The sequence below is a fragment of the Chromohalobacter sp. HP20-39 genome, from assembly GCF_033052815.1.
In the GTDB taxonomy this organism is placed as follows: Bacteria; Pseudomonadota; Gammaproteobacteria; order Pseudomonadales; family Halomonadaceae; genus Chromohalobacter.
On the sequence record NZ_JAWHTP010000005.1, the window covers coordinates 122149 to 138553 of the forward strand.

General features: G+C 50.2%; 12 protein-coding genes and 4 pseudogenes. 9 read left to right on the forward strand and 7 right to left on the reverse strand.

Annotated elements, in window-relative coordinates; translation table 11 throughout:
- Window positions 1-133 precede the first annotated feature (133 nt).
- Window positions 134-366: pseudogene (locus RVY79_RS12040) on the reverse strand (transposase); the annotation flags it as partial.
- A 29-nt stretch (window positions 367-395) separates the two neighbouring features.
- Window positions 396-890, reverse strand: a pseudogene (locus RVY79_RS12045) (ATP-binding protein); the annotation flags it as partial.
- Between the two features lie 17 nt (window positions 891-907).
- Between RVY79_RS12045 and RVY79_RS12050 the strand changes: the two are divergent.
- The 6 genes and pseudogenes from RVY79_RS12050 to RVY79_RS12075 all read left to right on the forward strand — a co-directional run.
- Window positions 908-1048 (forward strand): annotated as a pseudogene (locus tag RVY79_RS12050) (hypothetical protein); the annotation flags it as partial.
- A 152-nt stretch (window positions 1049-1200) separates the two neighbouring features.
- Complete coding sequence (locus RVY79_RS12055; RefSeq protein WP_317464432.1) at window positions 1201-2889, forward strand: hypothetical protein; 1689 nt, start codon at window positions 1201-1203, stop codon at window positions 2887-2889.
- Window positions 2886-4583 carry a hypothetical protein gene (locus RVY79_RS12060; RefSeq protein ID WP_317464433.1) on the forward strand — a complete coding sequence of 566 codons (1698 nt, stop codon included), beginning with the start codon at window positions 2886-2888 and terminating at the stop codon, window positions 4581-4583. The genes RVY79_RS12055 and RVY79_RS12060 overlap by 4 nt, the downstream gene beginning before the upstream one ends.
- 261 nt (window positions 4584-4844) lie before the next feature.
- On the forward strand, window positions 4845-4997 hold the full coding sequence (locus RVY79_RS12065) for a hypothetical protein (protein WP_317464434.1): 153 nt from the start codon (window positions 4845-4847) through the stop codon (window positions 4995-4997).
- Window positions 4998-5045: 48 nt separating this feature from the next.
- A complete protein-coding gene (locus tag RVY79_RS12070; RefSeq protein ID WP_317464436.1) occupies window positions 5046-6617 on the forward strand; it encodes a hypothetical protein in 1572 nt (523 codons plus the stop codon).
- 293 nt (window positions 6618-6910) lie between these two features.
- A pseudogene (locus RVY79_RS12075) lies at window positions 6911-7015 on the forward strand (transposase); the annotation flags it as partial.
- A 302-nt stretch (window positions 7016-7317) separates the two neighbouring features.
- Here the strand turns inward: RVY79_RS12075 and RVY79_RS12080 are convergent.
- Window positions 7318-7908: a cysteine hydrolase family protein gene (locus RVY79_RS12080; RefSeq protein WP_317464438.1), complete on the reverse strand. Its 591-nt coding sequence runs from the start codon at window positions 7906-7908 to the stop codon at window positions 7318-7320.
- Window positions 7909-7990: 82 nt separating this feature from the next.
- On the opposite strand from RVY79_RS12080, the gene RVY79_RS12085 reads away from it, so the two are divergent.
- Complete coding sequence (locus tag RVY79_RS12085) at window positions 7991-8887, forward strand: LysR family transcriptional regulator (protein ID WP_317464439.1); 897 nt, start codon at window positions 7991-7993, stop codon at window positions 8885-8887.
- A gap of 56 nt (window positions 8888-8943) precedes the next feature.
- Here RVY79_RS12085 and RVY79_RS12090 read toward each other — a convergent pair whose 3' ends face one another.
- The 4 genes from RVY79_RS12090 to RVY79_RS12105 form a co-directional block, all read right to left on the reverse strand.
- A complete protein-coding gene (locus RVY79_RS12090; protein ID WP_317464588.1) occupies window positions 8944-10557 on the reverse strand; it encodes an EamA family transporter in 1614 nt (537 codons plus the stop codon).
- The gene (locus tag RVY79_RS12095) at window positions 10524-11381 is read right to left on the reverse strand and encodes a class I adenylate-forming enzyme family protein (RefSeq protein ID WP_317464440.1); all 858 of its coding nucleotides are present in this window, start codon (window positions 11379-11381) and stop codon (window positions 10524-10526) included. Before RVY79_RS12095 ends, RVY79_RS12090 begins: the two co-directional genes overlap by 34 nt.
- A gap of 23 nt (window positions 11382-11404) precedes the next feature.
- The gene (locus RVY79_RS12100; RefSeq protein ID WP_317464441.1) at window positions 11405-12757 is read right to left on the reverse strand and encodes a hypothetical protein; all 1353 of its coding nucleotides are present in this window, start codon (window positions 12755-12757) and stop codon (window positions 11405-11407) included.
- A 241-nt stretch (window positions 12758-12998) separates the two neighbouring features.
- Window positions 12999-14108 carry an MFS transporter gene (locus RVY79_RS12105; RefSeq protein ID WP_317464443.1) on the reverse strand — a complete coding sequence of 370 codons (1110 nt, stop codon included), beginning with the start codon at window positions 14106-14108 and terminating at the stop codon, window positions 12999-13001.
- A gap of 111 nt (window positions 14109-14219) precedes the next feature.
- Here RVY79_RS12105 and RVY79_RS12110 point away from each other — a divergent pair, with 111 nt between their 5' ends.
- Entirely contained in the window at window positions 14220-15071 is an 852-nt protein-coding gene (locus RVY79_RS12110) for a helix-turn-helix transcriptional regulator (protein WP_317464444.1), read from the forward strand.
- Between the two features lie 262 nt (window positions 15072-15333).
- Window positions 15334-15921, forward strand: coding sequence for a hypothetical protein (locus RVY79_RS12115; RefSeq protein ID WP_317464445.1), 588 nt, complete (start codon window positions 15334-15336; stop codon window positions 15919-15921).
- Window positions 15922-16405 lie beyond the last annotated feature (484 nt).

Below are 16405 nucleotides of genomic sequence, written 5' to 3' on the forward strand. Positions count from 1 at the left end.
ATATTGAGCAAAGTTTTTATATTGTCTGCATCGTTAAAGCAAGATGTTGGTGAGTTTATAAGTTAGTGAGAATTTTAGCGGCTAAAATTAGCGGTCTCAAGTTCCAAGCGCAATGCTATTGAATAGTGCTCGGTCAACCGACGAATTCCCTGAGCTCATCGGCATAGATTTCCAGCGGCGTTCGCCAGTCCAGTGTCTTGTGCGGTAGCGTATTCAGAGAGTCGGCGATATCGTCGAGCTCTTACTGGCTGTAGACGAAGAGAACAGTGCTCTTTGGCAGATACTGCCGCACCAGCTCATGGTGTTCTCGCTGGAGCCCCGCTGCCATGGGCTATGTGGGTCTGCGAAGTAAATCGCTGTACCGCTTTTCATCACTCCAGATTGTCCGGTTTTTGTCAGTGCTCTTTCATCGGAACAGCTTCAGGTTTCGGTTCTTTTGAGGATTCGTTCTCCTTCGACGTTGGTGTCGTCACCAGTCCGGCGCGTCGCTTGTCCTTCAGTCGGTAGCTCTCGCCTTTGATGTTCAGGGTGGTCGAATGATGCAGCAGCCGATCTAGGAACGCGGTGGCGATGACCTGGTCGCCAAAGATCTCTCCCTAGTCCATGAACGACTTGTTCGAGGTGAGAGTGGTGCTGGCCCGCTCGTACCGCCGATTGATCAAGAGGAAGAACAGACTCGCTTCTTCGCGCGTCATTGGCAGGTAGTCCATCTCGTCCAATACCAAGACATTCGGGTACGTCAGTTGCCGGAGTTGTCGCTCAAGGCGGTTTTCCTGTCGGGCACTCATCAGCGTGCTGACCAGCCGGTCCAAGGTCATGAACAGCACCCGGTGGCCAGCTTCTGCCGCTTTCACCGCCAATGCCACGGCGAGGTGCGTTTTCCCGACGCCCTGCGCGCTGCCGAGTCATCGACTTAATGACCGCAAGATGGGCGCATCTCTCGTATGAGCTGCTGGAGAAAGTCTCCAACCGTATCATCAATGAGATGGAGGGTATCTCCAGCGTGACCTACGACGTGAGCAGCAAGCCACCCGCGACAGTTGAGTAGAAGTGAGGCTCTCATGTGGCACCATTGAATACGAAGTAGACTGGGGGCGTTTCATCAACTTATAGAGCCTTGTAAGCTCTTTTGGAAACAAAGAATCCAATGGGGGGCCAATGGGAGCAGAGGAGACACCGGTAGACGAGACGGAATTGGCTATGCAGCTCCGTACACGCGGCTTGGTTCGTGCTATTGCGGATCGAGAGTTCCGGCGTCTAGACGATAACCGCTCTGCGTTGGTCGAGGCGCTCGCGGCCATATTGAACGCTATCGATGCGCCACCAATTGATCTCCATGCCGAAGATGCACTGGCAGAGCTGGAGGGACGGCGCTTCTTCCTCGTCCAGCATGTTCTATGCGATCTGATACCTCTTCTGAATGTAGATCAGGAGGTCCTTCTTGCCTTCATCACGCGCTTGCTGGATACAGGGGGCCACGATCTAGCTGCTGGCGGCCCGAGTACCGCTTTTGGAGAATGGACTAAAAAGGATCCAGCTAGATCTTCCAAGGTCTACGAGGCAGCACGTGCCGGTAATAACCTCGCACTGCGGCAGCTATTTATGGTTCTCCTAATGAATGCTGATGTTGAGGAAGGCCTCTTTTTCACGCGAGCACATGAGCGGGAGGCGAAACTCGCAGCCATCTCGGCTTTGGGTGCCATGGAGTTGGGTGAACGCTATCATGAGGTACTCGACACACTGCTTCAAGGAGCGTCTAGCGACGATGAGGGCACCGCCCTTCGGTCCCTTGAAGCGGGCTACCGCGCTGCTGCAAAGCGAAAAGTATATGCACCAGCCAGTTTCGACGAACAACTCGAACGGGTCCTTCAGACGCAGAGCCCATCTGCGATTCACTTGGCGGCAGATCTCCTGTGGCGTTATCGAGAAGGCCTCACAGAGAACGTCATAGACCTGTGTCTCTATACCGTTGCAGATGTTGACCCAGACGATATTGTAACCATTTCGCACATTGATCATGCCTCATACCAACTTGTGAGAGATGGGCGCGCTAAACAGGTGATCCGACTACTTGGTGAATTGATCGATCGTTCAAAGGGGCAGATTACACTAAGCGCGTTCCAGAGTGCGTACCACGCGCTGACGCATGCAGGCGCTGAGGTGCTTGGTAGTGCGGTTGTGTACTGGCTGCTCAATGGGGGAGTACACACTCGTAAATGCGTGGCGAATGAAGTGTGCAGTGTTGGGAACGAGGATCCACCCTTCTCAATCCCTACGTCGTCTCTGCCACCAACCCCATCAGACCAGCTGTTTCTCTGTCGCAAGGCTGTCGGATGGTTCTTTATCGATCCGCTGGCAGCGGTCGCCATACCTTTAGCGGTACTTCGCGATGGGTCTCAGGATATCGCCAGTGATGTCCTCAATCTGATCTACGATCCCTTGCTCCTGAGCTATGGTGGCAATTTGAAGAGCTACCTTGAACGCTACGTTGAAGACGGCGGAGCGAACGGCTCAGGTATTACTGAACTGCTCGCACGAAAGGCTGCATTTCAGGATGCGATGGAGGGTATTGAACGTTTGGTTGAATTGCACCCCAGCGAAATGCAGCGTGAGGTAGAGCGTGCTCAGTGGAACGAGAGGATGGAACGAGGCATGGAGCAGGAAAGTCGGAGATCTATCTTTGAGGATATCTTCTCCAAGCAATACATCCTTTATGGCCGCTCTTCGCTGACGCCGATTCATACTGGTGAGGGCGCCACGCATCTCACCGAGATTGAGATGAAATCGTTCTCGGTCTCGTCCGAGTTGCCCCTCCTTAATATTGTTGACCCGGTTGGCCTCGAACACATGCTTTTCCACTTCAAGCTTGAGCCGCGAGAACAACAATGAAACTTGTCGTGACGCACTATCTGCGCTCGCTGCGTGAGCGCGACGAACTTGACGCTATCTTGCCCGATCTTCTGGCCGAGAGTGGGTTCGAAGTTCTAACCCGTCCACGTCGTGGCACACGGCAATCTGGTGTCGACGTCGCTGCAATCGGCCCCAACCCTGATCGCAATGGCACTCGAAGCCTGTTTCTGTTCACAATCAAGTCCGGCGATTTGACACGAGAGCATTGGGATACTGGTCAGCAGGCCGTGCGGCCGTCGCTGAACGAAGTTCTGGATGACTACATCCCGAACCGCATCCCTCCCCACCTTACGGATCTGCCCATCGTCATTTGTGTCTGCATGGGTGGCGAGATGCGCGAGGATGTTCGTGCCCAGTGGAGCGGTTTCTGCCGGGCGAACGAGAAGGCTAACGTTTACTTCGCCGAGTGGAACGGAGATCGCCTCGCGGATCTGATCCTAAGCGGCATGCTCCGGGCAGAGTTAATTGAGAGCGAGAACCGGGGAGTGTTTCAGAAGGCGCTAGCGATGCTTGATCAGCCCGACGTCGCTTATCGGCATTTCCGTGACTTGCTCGATGCCATCTTCACTGAGCCGAAGAACCAGGCAGAGCGGACACGCCAGCTACGCAAAGCCTACTTGTGCCTTTGGATACTCTTCGTATGGGCTCGCGACGCTGGTAACCTCGAGGCAGCGTATCGAGCATCTGAACTGGTGCTGCTACGTAGCTGGCCGTACTGCGACAATACCCGTCTGCGCAAGGGGACGACGCAACAGGAGCGGCTGGCTCATTTCGATCAGGTCTTACAACTTCATATCATCATCGCCAACCTTCTTCTTGTCGAGAAAATTGGGCCGTTCGCCGATAAGCGCTACGCGCTTTCAATGGCCGTAAATTCACGCAACGCGGTCGACATCAATATCGCGCTGTTCGAGACGCTGGGGAGGTTGTCTCTCCATGGACTATGGCTGGAGGCCATTAGTGCCTCGCAGGACGAGGCGATTGCGCAGGCAATGAGTGAAGGGGCGGATAAGGTGCTTAACATAGCGATCGGGATGCTGAACGCGAACCCGGCGCTTGCCGTCCCCGTTCGCGACGATTTCACGATCGAACTGGCTTTGTTTATGCGTCTTGCAGACGTGCGCGGCCGACTTTCCAACGTCGCCGACTACATCCGTGGCATGTCCGATCACCTGTGCAATGGGCTCATGAGTAGGCAGCACTATCCGACGCCGAAGACAGATTATCGAGACGTCCTAGCTCATCCTAGAGACCGTAGCGACGCATACTTCGAAGAGCATACGCGCGCGGGGATTCTTTACACCTTCGTACTCGCTTGGCTTGCGATGATCGGAGATCAGGAACGCGCAGAGCGCTTGCGTAGCACGTTGTTAGAACACGCTCCGCACATGACGCACCAAATCTGGGTTCCTGATGGACGAACGGATGAAGTTTTCTGGGATGGTGATCGAGATCACGGGTTGTCGGTACCAGGTCTGCCACTCAATGACTCACTAGAAGCCGTTTTTAGTCTACTTAATCGCGTGATGGAAGAGCATCCACTGCATGAGCGAGTAAGTGCTGTGAGAATAGGTCTGATCCCTATCCTCCTCACGGCCTGCCGCCATTATCGCATGCCTGTGCCACCGCACGTTTGGCAAGGTCAGGATCGCTCCGCACCGGACGCTGGGTAGGTTGTCGCCACGGAGCAAGCTATTTCCAAGAAGCCCTCGGTTCGCCTTGATTCAGCATAGAAAGCTTAAGCGCGGAGCTGAATTGTATGTCATTGGCCGCACGGAAGGCATGACGTATGACCAGGTCTATGGGCCCTAGTCATCGTGGTGTTAGTAGTTGCATGTCCGGCCATTTAAAAACGTGTCGCCAACTTTGACCTCGCCAGGGCCACAAAGGGGCGATAGCCTGACTCCTGCAACACACTCACAGGAGATTACCTTATGGCAAGCCAAAAGACCCGCGCGCAACTGAATGACCGTGCCGATACACTGAACCGCAATACAGGCACAACTGGTCAAAACATCAAGAATGCCAAATCCAACGGGAACCGCGGCAAGCAAATTAAAGAGAGTCGCACCTCTAACAAAAAATAACAGCAATGGGGGACAGGGAAGTTCCCTAGAACCTAGGAAAGTGATGCCATGACTCGATACGCTCTACCTACCCTCGGTGATGTGGTGAAAATTTTATTCGACATCACCGGAGTTATGCCGCGAACCAAAGAGAATCAACAGGGGCCAACCGGCTTTGCCGAAGAACAGAAGAAAACCATTCAGACCCGCCTTCAGCGATTGACGAAGGAGCAGGGCGAGCTACAGCCTAATGTTGAGAAGTTATTTACCCTGTTGGCGGAGTGCCTGGAACCTTATATCCGCTGTCCGGTACGGGAACGTCAGCTGACAGGCCTGATCAATGATTTGTATGGCCTATATGCGTCTCTGGTTACAACCCAAGGTACCTTCATGAGCAAGCGTGACTCTATCAGGTTCTTGCTGGTGACTTACCTGGCTGACGAAGGCACGCGTTCCTTGACGAGGGAGTGGTTGAAATATTTGGGCTTCGTCGTTCAACCCATCCGGCCGTCGGATCCCTTCTGGTTCCTGCCAACCACAAAAGCAGGGCGCCAAGTATCGCCGCTTAGCAAGGTGCTTTACTGGGCCTATGAATCCTGCGGTCATACCCTGGTGAACTTCCACAGGCAGCCCACCCCCGAAGGACAAGACCCCAAACCCAGAGAGTGGCAAAACGAGAAAACTGCCAGGAACTGGCATCAACGCGGGCACATACCTTCTTTGGGACACTTGCTGCAGAACCTGAAAGAATCGTTCGAGGTGCAGGAGGCTGTCGGCAACCCGATCGACAAGCCGTTGCAAGATGCCATTATTACCCATGCGGCCCTTGCTAGAATGGCAACCATGGCTACTTATCTTATTAGCCAAGCGTATGGCCAGGACTTCCTGGACGAACTCTGTGAGCAGATCCGTTTATATGCCAGCTGGATGAACGAGGAACTCGAAGACTTCTATCGGGAATATGAGGCGCAGCTAGGCCCCGAACCAGACAAGGATGATCAAATGCTATTGGGGCTGAAGATGGCACCTAATTTTTGGGCTTTCTTTGAGGCAAAACGTCAAAGCGCCGCGGAAATTTTACGACATCATGCAAGTCCGGCAGGCGAACCTGATCCATTAATTGTGAATTGGAACGAGAGTAGATATGGGTCTTATGTGGCACAAGTGCCTGTGGATGTCGTGTCTCGCTGGCGTCAACCTCCCCCCGTGGATATTGTGCCTCTGATCAAGCGTGGCCTATCGAAGCGCAAGGATCCTGAGCTCAACCCGGCGGCCATTGATGCGTTTGAGGAGGACATGAACCAGGCGGAGGTGGCTGAGCGACTCACCTGGCTTCTGCACTGGTTGCGGGGTGTTGTCTGTTATCGCGCCGAAGACTATGCGTCTGCTGCGACTCACTACCAGCAAGCGTTCGACGCTGCCAAGTACACAGCCGGTGAGTACCAGTACCTGCTCGTGAACCAATATATCGAAGTGATGGCAAAGACTCGCCAATGGCGGCTATTCAAGAAAGGCGTTCTGTGGGCCTGCTATCTCGGTGTATCGGTTCGCTGGCTTCGTGAAGACAAGCCCACCACAGACAACCTGAAAGGGGTCTACGAGCTTATAGGAATGAAGCAGATTAATTACCCTGTTCTATGAAAAGGAGATCTGAACACATGGCCGGGCAGGTGGGAATGAATATTCTCTCAACTGCAGCCAAAGAAGAGCAAAACATGCCAAGGTGCTGGTGGTGTAACCCCGCTGAAGGGTGATCCGTGCACAGTGCTTGTCTGTCTAATCGTTACTGCTCTCATCCTATTTCTTCCAGCGCTTGGACCAGTTCAGGTTGCATGACATATTCATAATTACTATTGGGGGGTGACCATTGAATCGCCCCGTGCTTCATAGACACCTCCAGGCCTTATACTGAAGACCCTATGAGTCACCAGTGATATACCACAGAATTCAAGATTGACGCCGTCAAGCAGGTGACGAGGCGAGGCCATCCCGTCACGGAGGTGGCCGTCCGGTTGGTCGTGTCCGGGTACAGTCTCTATCAGTGTCAACGCCAATGAAGGTTGTCCGCACCCCCGATTTACGGAGAGGGCTGTTCGCCGGCAAAAAGGCACCTGTGAGCCCGCTGAGCATCGCCAGTAAATACTCTTCAACAAGTAGACGTATCAGGCTTTTGGATTCGCCGAGTTTTTTGGGTCCATCGCCTTGAGGCAACAGGTCTTTCCCTTGTAAAAGTTATTTGTATCAATGACTTATGTCTATAAATTAATACTAATGCAGACAAAGGCAGTATGTGGTACATTTAAAAGGCCTATTAGAAATAGGCCTTTTTTAATGAACAGGATCAAGCTGTAAGCTCTTTTGTTGAGACTATTGTTGCGAATCGATCCTTGAGTGCAGCCATTGCGGCGTCGTGCAAAAGCTCAGAAGAAATAATCGAACCATTATGGCTTGGGAGTTCTCTCGTAGCGCAGGCGTCATGACAAACAAAATTTTTGAACCCCAGGTCAAGAGATGCTCTAACACTTGCGCTTACGCACATATGACTCATAAAGCCAGCAAAAACTACCTGCTGTTTATTGGTTAGAAGCAATAACTCCTTGAGGGGGGTGTTATGAAAAGAGTTCGGGTGTGTTTTTTTGATGATCTTCTCATCCGAAAAGGGGGCGAGGGGGCTCAGGATCGAAACTTTGTCGGTAAGCGGATCAAAGATCTTGCCGTTAGGTTTTCCATGTTGAACAACATGGAAAACAGGCGCTCCTTCTTGCCGGGCCTTGCCAAGCAAAAGCTTAGCATTTTGAAGAGCCTCTTCGCCGGTAGTTTTCAGGGGCAATGCCCCATCCAGATACTCATTCTGATAATCAATCAGGACGAGCGCACACTTCTTCCAGTCAGCGACTTCATTTGGGGCACCAGCCATGTCAAGCAAGGTCATTGGTAAAGTCATTTTTCGCTATCCGTAGTTTAAAAGGCACGCTAAATATGAACAATTCTGACTTGGAGGTAAATTTAAAATTATGTGTAACTCACAAACAGTTTTGAAGAAGATAAAGCAAAGGCTAAATTGGGATGACCTACGTTTTTTCTATGCGCTTGCAGACAGTGAATCAATGACCTCAGCAGCTAAAAAGCTGAATGTTAGTTATATGACTGTGTCTAGAAGGCTAGAGAAATTGGAAGAGACACTTCATAAAGAGTTGTTTGTAAGGAATTCTGAAGGCTTTGTTCTCACAAAGCATGGCCGAAAGCTATATGAGAAAGTGCAGGCTATGCACAATACAGCTGAACAGCTTGTGGAGGATCTTAGTGCGGAAGATGTGATACAAAAGAAAATAAGAATTTCAACAATACAATCATTAGCTTATCAAATAGTCGCCCCGGGGTTAAGAAGTCTTCAGGAGAAATACAGTAGCCTGATCTACGATATTCAAGTGACTGATCGCAATATCAGCATTCCAAAGCGAGAAGCCGATATAGCAATACGCCTGAGTAATACACAAGCAGATGATGAAAATACTTTCAAGTTAAAGTTGGGGAGGTTGGATTATTATCTTTGTGGGACAGAAATCGTCATTCGTGCAATGAAGGAGGGAAAGGCTGTTTCTGCGATAACATTTAATGAAGAAATGTGGCAGCTGCAGGAAGTAAAGCATTTTTTTAAAACTGTAGGGCTGGAAAGAATTAGTTTCCAATCAAACTCATCTGTTGTTCAGCGGTCAGCTGCGATCGCGGGATACGGAGTGGTATTGTTGCCGGACTTTATGATCGAAAATACAGAGCTTTGTAAATCATCTGAAGAGCCTGAATTTTCTAAAGACATCTGGTTGGTCACTAAGAAACAAAGCTATGAACTCACTGCTGTAAGGCTGATAATTGAGGAGCTGGCGAGTGTTTTTGAGAAATACAGTCAATGAAATATAAAACAAACGGTCTGGCAACCCGGAGATGGCCAGACCGTGCTAGTAAAAATTTAATAGGCCAGTTTGTTCTTGAAGTTTAACCAACCTCGAGTATACATATTGTTTGCAATGAGGGACAGGATCACCAGAGCAGATCCAAATATTTCTTCAGGAACAATGCTATCATCGCTGAAGAACGCTATCGCAAATGCAGTAATTGGAACCAGATTGATGAACAACACTCCATTCACCGGCCCAACGGTCTTGATGCCATGATTCCAAGAAAATACAGCCACTACCCCAGCGAACACTACCAAATAACTTAACTCCAGAATGTTTTCTACAAGAATAGAAGCGGAGGGCATATGAGTGACGCCTGCCATATTGGTAAGTAAGCAGATGACCCCTATGGTAATGCTGCCAAGTCCTGCCGAGATGGCCGTATAGCGTAGCGAGGAGAAACCTTCTATATATGATGCGCCGATTGTATAAGTAACCCAGCAAAAAGCACCTAGCAAAATTACTAAGTTAGGTAGTAGGGCCCCTCCTGACAATGATGTAATGCTGCCTTTACTGACTACCAGTACGACACCGAGAAGTGCAAAAAAGATGCTTCCAAATGTAAAGTTTGAAGGCTTTTGTTTTTTTAGTACCCAAACCATTATCACTGAGATAAGAGGCATGAGGGCCATGATAATCGCCCCGTGCTGTGGTTTCGTATGAGCTAGGCCAGCAAAAGCCAATATACTGAAGCCAGCAAATCCGAGCGATCCGAAAGCATAAAGTTTGAGAACCTGACGTCCGGGGTTGAGTGCTGAGATGCCTTCTTTTGCTGCTAGCAATATCAGGAGGATCAAGGATGCTACGCCATATCTGATCAGGCTGATATGTACAGCGTCCATTGATAATAATGCACTCTTTGCGATAGGGAACATGCCGCCCCATGATAAAGTTGTTAGCAAAAGACATAGAATGCCCACTATCAATCCGGGGTGTTTTAGATCGTTTCTGATATAACGGTCATTAGTAAGCATGCTTTTCAGTTCTTCCACCCTAACTTTTCCTGAAGGGGAATAGGGGATATTTTTGAGAAACTGAATTTTGATGCATTTCATTTTTCTTTTTTTCATCTCCTTTTTAGCAAGATCATAAATTTCAGGCTTCATTCCATCAGCATGATCAGAAGCCACTATTCCGCATATGACCTTGCCGTTATTGGCGTCAGTCGGCACTATTGCCAAATCCCTGACTCCGGGGTGTTTGTTGATCGCGTTTTCGGTTTCATAAATTTTCAAACCTTTAGCATTTTGTGCTCGATTCATTAGGTATAACAACCCACCCTGGATATACCCGGATTCAGCAGTCAGTAAATATTTATCTCCATCATATTCAATAATATCATGTGGTATATTGTGGTACTCATCCATGTTCATATAGCTCGAAATTGCAACGCGACCAATTTCACCATCAGCGATCTTATGACCCTTCTCGTCCAGCATGAGCAGCTTGTTGCCATTATATGGTTTCCCCACACTAGTGGGCTGTTTCATAATGTCGTGAGGCTCAGCGATAGTGTTAACGCCAGTTTCGGTAGTACCATAATATTCGTAGACTACTGGCCCAAGGATGTGCAGAGCATCTAGCTTTAGCTTTATAGGGAAGTTTTTCCGCCGACAAGCAAAAATCGCAGTGAATTTTGTTTAAAGGTATGCTCCTGACCGTTGGCATGAGAGATGACCTCTAAAAGCAGTGGCGGTGTCATAGAGCTGGCTGTAATTTTCTCGCTTTTTATCAGCCGGACCATATCCTTCGTATCATGTGGCTTAGCAATGATGACCGTTGCGCCCAAGCTCATAAAAAGTCTGGCCCAACCATTTCCAGCAGCATGGTACATGGGCATAGCCAGCATATATTTATCTTCGGAACTGAACCCGTATCGACTTTTGAAATAATTGAAACGCCTGGCATCAAAGGAAGCATAACGAACTGCGGCTTTGGGAGGTCCTGAGGTGCCGGAAGTGAATGATATGGCCTTGAATGCTCTCTGGCCTATATCAGGCTCTGTAGTAGAGTCAAGCTCTTCCAGTCGAGAATAATGAGTTGCTGCCTTGAGGCCATTATCAAGGTCAATGATTGGGGCAAGATCGATAATTCTTCGAATGTCAATTCCTTCTTCGAGGAAAAACGAAGAAGATATAACGATCAAGCCGCAATCTGAAACATCGAGCATGTGCTTGATGTTCTCCGGTTTCTGGGTGTAATCAATACCGACAAAAGGTATTTTAAATGTGGCCGCAGCTGCAGCAAGGATGAAAAGCTCGCTTCTGTTTGGTGAAATGTAGCAAATGCTTCTAATTTTATAAATATTAAAAGTGTTGTGCATATTTCTAAAAATTATTTCTACCTTATCATGGTATTCCTGCCATGTAAGGCTATGTTGTTGATCAGCGATAGCTTCCCTATCGGTACGGCAGGAAGCAAACTCTTTGATTAATTTTAGCGGTATCATATTTCACTCCATTTGTTTTGTATTCAAAGTAATTTCATGCTTACGCCAGATGCGATACATTTCTTGATTTTCTGAAGCCTCACCTTTGAGATTCTTTCTCCGGGCACTACAATAGGCACGCCTGGGGGATACGGTACTACAAAGTATTCTGATATAGTGTCCTCACGAAGCTGGCCGATGCACCATTTATTTTTTTCCTCAACATTCTGTAGAGCCCGTATTAGTGTGATTACGTTTTCTTGAGTGATGCCAAAATGAATGTTGAATAGAGCACAGCTTTCAGTGTACCTGCTTATATATATGTTGTGCTCTTTGTAGAGAACTTCCCGCAACCGTCTGCCAGTGATGTTCAGTTCGCTAATATTCAGCCACACCTTGGTTTCGTCACTAGTCGCGTAATTTTGCTGTGCTATAGAGTCTGCTTTGGGACTGCTGATTACTGAAAAAAACGTAAGCTTCTCTTTAACCAATTTTTTAAGAAGTCGTGCGTTGGCTTCCGCTCGGTCAGAAAACATTCTTCCTTCTATACGAGCATGGCACTGGGCCAAGTCTAGGCTTGTGAGGTGTCTATAGTTGGGTGAGGTAGTATGAAGCCGGTATCGCATTTGTTTGAGTTTTTCGATGGCTTCCTCACCCCCAATGCAATGTAAGTAACTTGCTTGTCTGCATGCAAATAGCGACTTGTGAGCTGAGTGAGTGACTACAAAATCGACTTCATATTTATTTCTGAGATTTTTCGCAGCATCAATCGCACAATGCCGTGAAAGACTAGTGGAGAAGTTGGACCACGCACCCCACGCTTCGTCGATTATTATCTTCTTGAGAGATGGGCCATGCTTAAGAAGCAGGGGAAGTATCTCGTCCAGTTTTTGCTGTATGCCTTCATAAGTTTGGCTGTTGATAATAGCAACGTCATAGCCATTTCCATTCTCTTCTGCGCATATGATCTCATCAAGCATTGCCTTTACGTTTAGGGATGTCTTACCAGTTGTCTCATCAATCTCGATATCATCAATGTAGGTTTTCTTCTCAACCTGGGTCGAATTTATTGTGAAATGAAACGATTGATGTAGGCCCTTTTGTATAATTATTCTGCTTTCACTGCTGCAAGATGCTGCAACGGCAATTTGGTTTGATACTGTAGATCCAGAGCATATAAAAAGTGTTGAATCTGTACCGAATGTTCTGGAGGCTTCTTTTTCGGAATCCTTTAATACAGAGTTCAATGAAGCTATTGAGTCAATGAATGGCTCTGTAACGCTCATTTCATAATTCGAAGACATAAGGTCAAGATATTTATCCTCGAATCTCGAATTACTGAGAGCTTTTAGATTACTAAGAGGTAGTGTGTGGAAGGAAATTAACTGCTTAAGCATTGCACTATGTGCTGCGCGATAAAAATAGATTGGGTAAGTCATTGTCATGCCTTTACGTTGACTGGTTTAAATAGAGTTCTAAATTAAGAATATAACGCCCAGTCGTTTGGTCAATTTTCAATGATGTGTAAGCCCTAAACTTTTTTCTGTGCAAAGTCCTTCTTTATGTTTTTTAACGGTTATTAGATTTTATTCTTGTAGGCAGTTTTTTGTAATCTGGTTATTCTGCATAATAAGGTTCCTAGCAGTATTTGAAGTGACCCTCTTCAGGACTGTGGGTAGGCATCTGCATCGCTAGGCCGACCCCACCGAGCGAGGCGCCAAGGGCGCTGCCGAGATAGAGCGTGGATTCGTTCAAGGCCACCGCGAGGTTGCCGTCTCCCTGAGACTCGCGGGCTTTCATCAACTCGTTGTTCTGGGGCACCTGCAGTGCCCAGCCCACGGCGCCCCACAGCGCGATTGGGATCAGCGCCAGCCAGGGAGCGATGCCGAGCAGCAGTGGCAGGGCGATCAGCGCGATACCGAGTAGCAGCATGATGGCGAAGGTGAGTCTGGGGCCCGAGAAGCGGTCGACCAGTGTTCCGATCAAGAAGCTGCCGAGCACGCCGCCTACGCCCCACACCCATAGATAGGGTGTCACCGAGCGCTCGCCGTGTGCGCCGATCAGCGGCGCGATGAAGGTGTACATGCCCAGGCTGGCGATGGCGGCCAGCAGGGAAATGCCGAGCAGGCCAATGACCCGTCGGTCGGTCAGGATGGAGAGCTTGCGTCGCATCGGGACCACCTGGGCGGCGGGCATGGGCGGTAGCCGGCAGACCAGCCCAATCAGCGCCACCAGCCCGATCAATGCAATCAACCATAGGGCGGCCTGCCAGCCCCAACGCTGTGCCAGCAGCAGGCCGAGCGGCACGCCGAGCACGGTGCCGCTCGCCATGCCGCCCATGATGATCGAGATCGTCTTGCCGCGAGCCCCCGCCGGTGCCACGCCAACGGCCGCCGCAATGCCGATGGCAAGATAGGTACCCGCCGCCATGCCGGCCAGTACGCGCCAGGCCATCAGGGTGGCGAGGCTGGTCGTGAGTGCGCTGGCTGCGTTGGCGATCACGAACAACCCCAGCATCAGAAACAGCCCGCCGCGCTGGCGATTCGCGGGCAGCAGGGCGACACATAGCGGCGAACCCAGCCCGTAGGCAAGCGTGAAGGCGGTGACCAACTGGGCCGCCACGGAAACGGAAACCGTGAAGTCAGCCTGGATCATCGGGATCAGCCCGGCGGTAACGTAAGAGGCCATGCCCAGCGCGAACGCGCCAATGGCCACCAGGTAGGTCGTGCTATGTGAGCCGCGTGCCATCTGTACTCTCCTCGATGCATCGAATGGCGTTGTAGGGGAAGCACGCGGAGTGTGTGGCGGGATTTAGAGGGTTACAATTTAAGCGTTTATGCTATTACTCGAGGCAACAGCATGGCTCCGGAACGCACGCTTGTACGCACACGGTATGAACTCGCCGAATTTCTGCGTACCCGTCGCGAGCGGATCTTGCCCGAGTCGGTGGGGCTGCCGGCGGGCACGCGCCGGCGCACGCCGGGCCTGCGGCGCGAGGAAGTCGCGACCCTAGCGGGTGTGGGGGTGACCTGGTACACCTGGTTGGAGCAGGGGCGCGAGATCGGCGTGTCGTCGACCTTTCTCGATAACTTGGCGCGCGCACTACAACTGGACGCGGCGGAGCGGCACCATTTATTCCTGCTGACTCACCAGCGCCCGCCAGTCGAGCCGGGCAAGACCTGGTGTCAGGTGCCGCCTCTGGTGAAGCGCCTGATGGACGACCTGACGGCACGCCCCAGCTACGTGCTGAACCTGCGTTGGGACGTGCTGGCGTGGAATGATGCAGCGGCGAGGGTATTTGGCTTCGACCGTCAGCCAACCGAGTATCGCAATCTGCTGTGGATGCTGTTCACCAACGCTGAACTGCGCCGGGTCATTGCCGACTGGCAGACCCAGGCGCCGCGCATTCTCTCCAGCTTCCGGCGCGACTACGCACGGGCGGATGACGACCCGGCCATCGGTAACCTGGTGAAGGAACTCACCGCGCACTCGCCCGATTTTCGCCAATGGTGGCACCGTCACGACGTGGACGCGCCTTGCCAGGGTGTGCGTGCGCTCGAACTCGATGGCCTGGGCAAGGTCGACTTCGAGCACACCAGCCTGATCGTCGACGAAGGCCGGCATCTGCGCCTGGTCGTCTATGCCGTGCAGGAGGCCGATCCTCAGGCTGAGGCTTTCGCCCGCTGGGTGACTGGCGAAGGCAAGGAATAGCCGAGTAGCCGTTGCGGCGGTTCAGCCTCGCCCCGATTTGCCGACTTCCAAAACCTGCCACTAAGTCCCATTGCAAAATGTTACCAAGCAAGGCTAAGTAGGATTAAGCCTCTGGGCTAGCGGCCGATAGAACATACAAGGAAAACAATGCGTAGCGAGTCGCAGGGAAAGGATGTCATCCCCGGACGGTAGTGTGGATGGGTAAGGTAAAAGTCCGCTTTCGACCCAAAGCTGCCAGAGCTTAATGAAGCTCATGAGGTATATGCAAGCAACTAATAAATTTAAATTTTCGTTATTGGTAGAATGGGAAATGAAAAGCGAAGAAAGGAAGCAGCTTCTGATTAAAATGGAAAAAATTATCGGCTCAAGCTGTTTTAACGGAAATATACAGAACTGGGGGCCGAATGGCCAGTGGCTAGGGGAAGGGCGGGCATTTAGATACCCAATAAGGCTTAATAAGCTAGGGTCTAGAAGAGTTGTTGCTAGAGATATATCAATGGAAGACCTGATGACAGGCCGGTATGCGTTTGGGGCGAATAATTTACACATCATTAGGGCTCTTGATGAAGTCCTAAACATGCTACAAAATGACTACGGCCTGAAGATAGGCGAGCAAAAGGAAAGCCGAAAGGCAGAGTGCAGACAGAAATCTGAATTTCCATTTTGTGCTAAGAAGGTTGTTGATGTAGATATGCATGTAAGTCAAAGCCATGCCAAGGAATGGAAAAAATATGCTAATGATGATCAAGTGATGAAACGGCTTAAAGGTAAATTTCGGTGCTCGGGTTGTGGCTCTTTTTTGAAAGCTATGAAGGGGCATGATCAAAAATGTCCGGGCAATTTGTTGTGAAAGCTTTCCTATCACGAAAGGCGTAGTTGCATTTATGAGTTTACAGCGAACAATCCTTTTATCTGCAATGCTAATTGCTATAGCAATTATGCTATCTCCGACATTGCTGCAGGGGTACAAGATGTTTCAGTGTGTTAGTGCAATGGAGAAAACGGGGATGGGTTCGCAAGAAACAAATAAGTTGAATTGTATACAGTATATAAACTAACGGAAATGGATCGTTGATGTGGAGTTAGATTGATGCTTGCTTGGATAGGCGGTTTAAATTTTCCTATTAGGAAACCTTTCGACCCTGGTCAGACATTCGTGCCCGACGCAGCATGGGATGTGGCTCGGGCACGAGGGGCTGGAAGCAGCCGTCTGCTGCAGCTGCAGAGCAATTGTACCGACTGCATGTAAGCTGCCAGACTTCGCCTGCATCTGCAGATTCCAGTTTACGCTGGCGCTAGGTTCACGCGGATGCCACGAGCTACATTACTCGCAC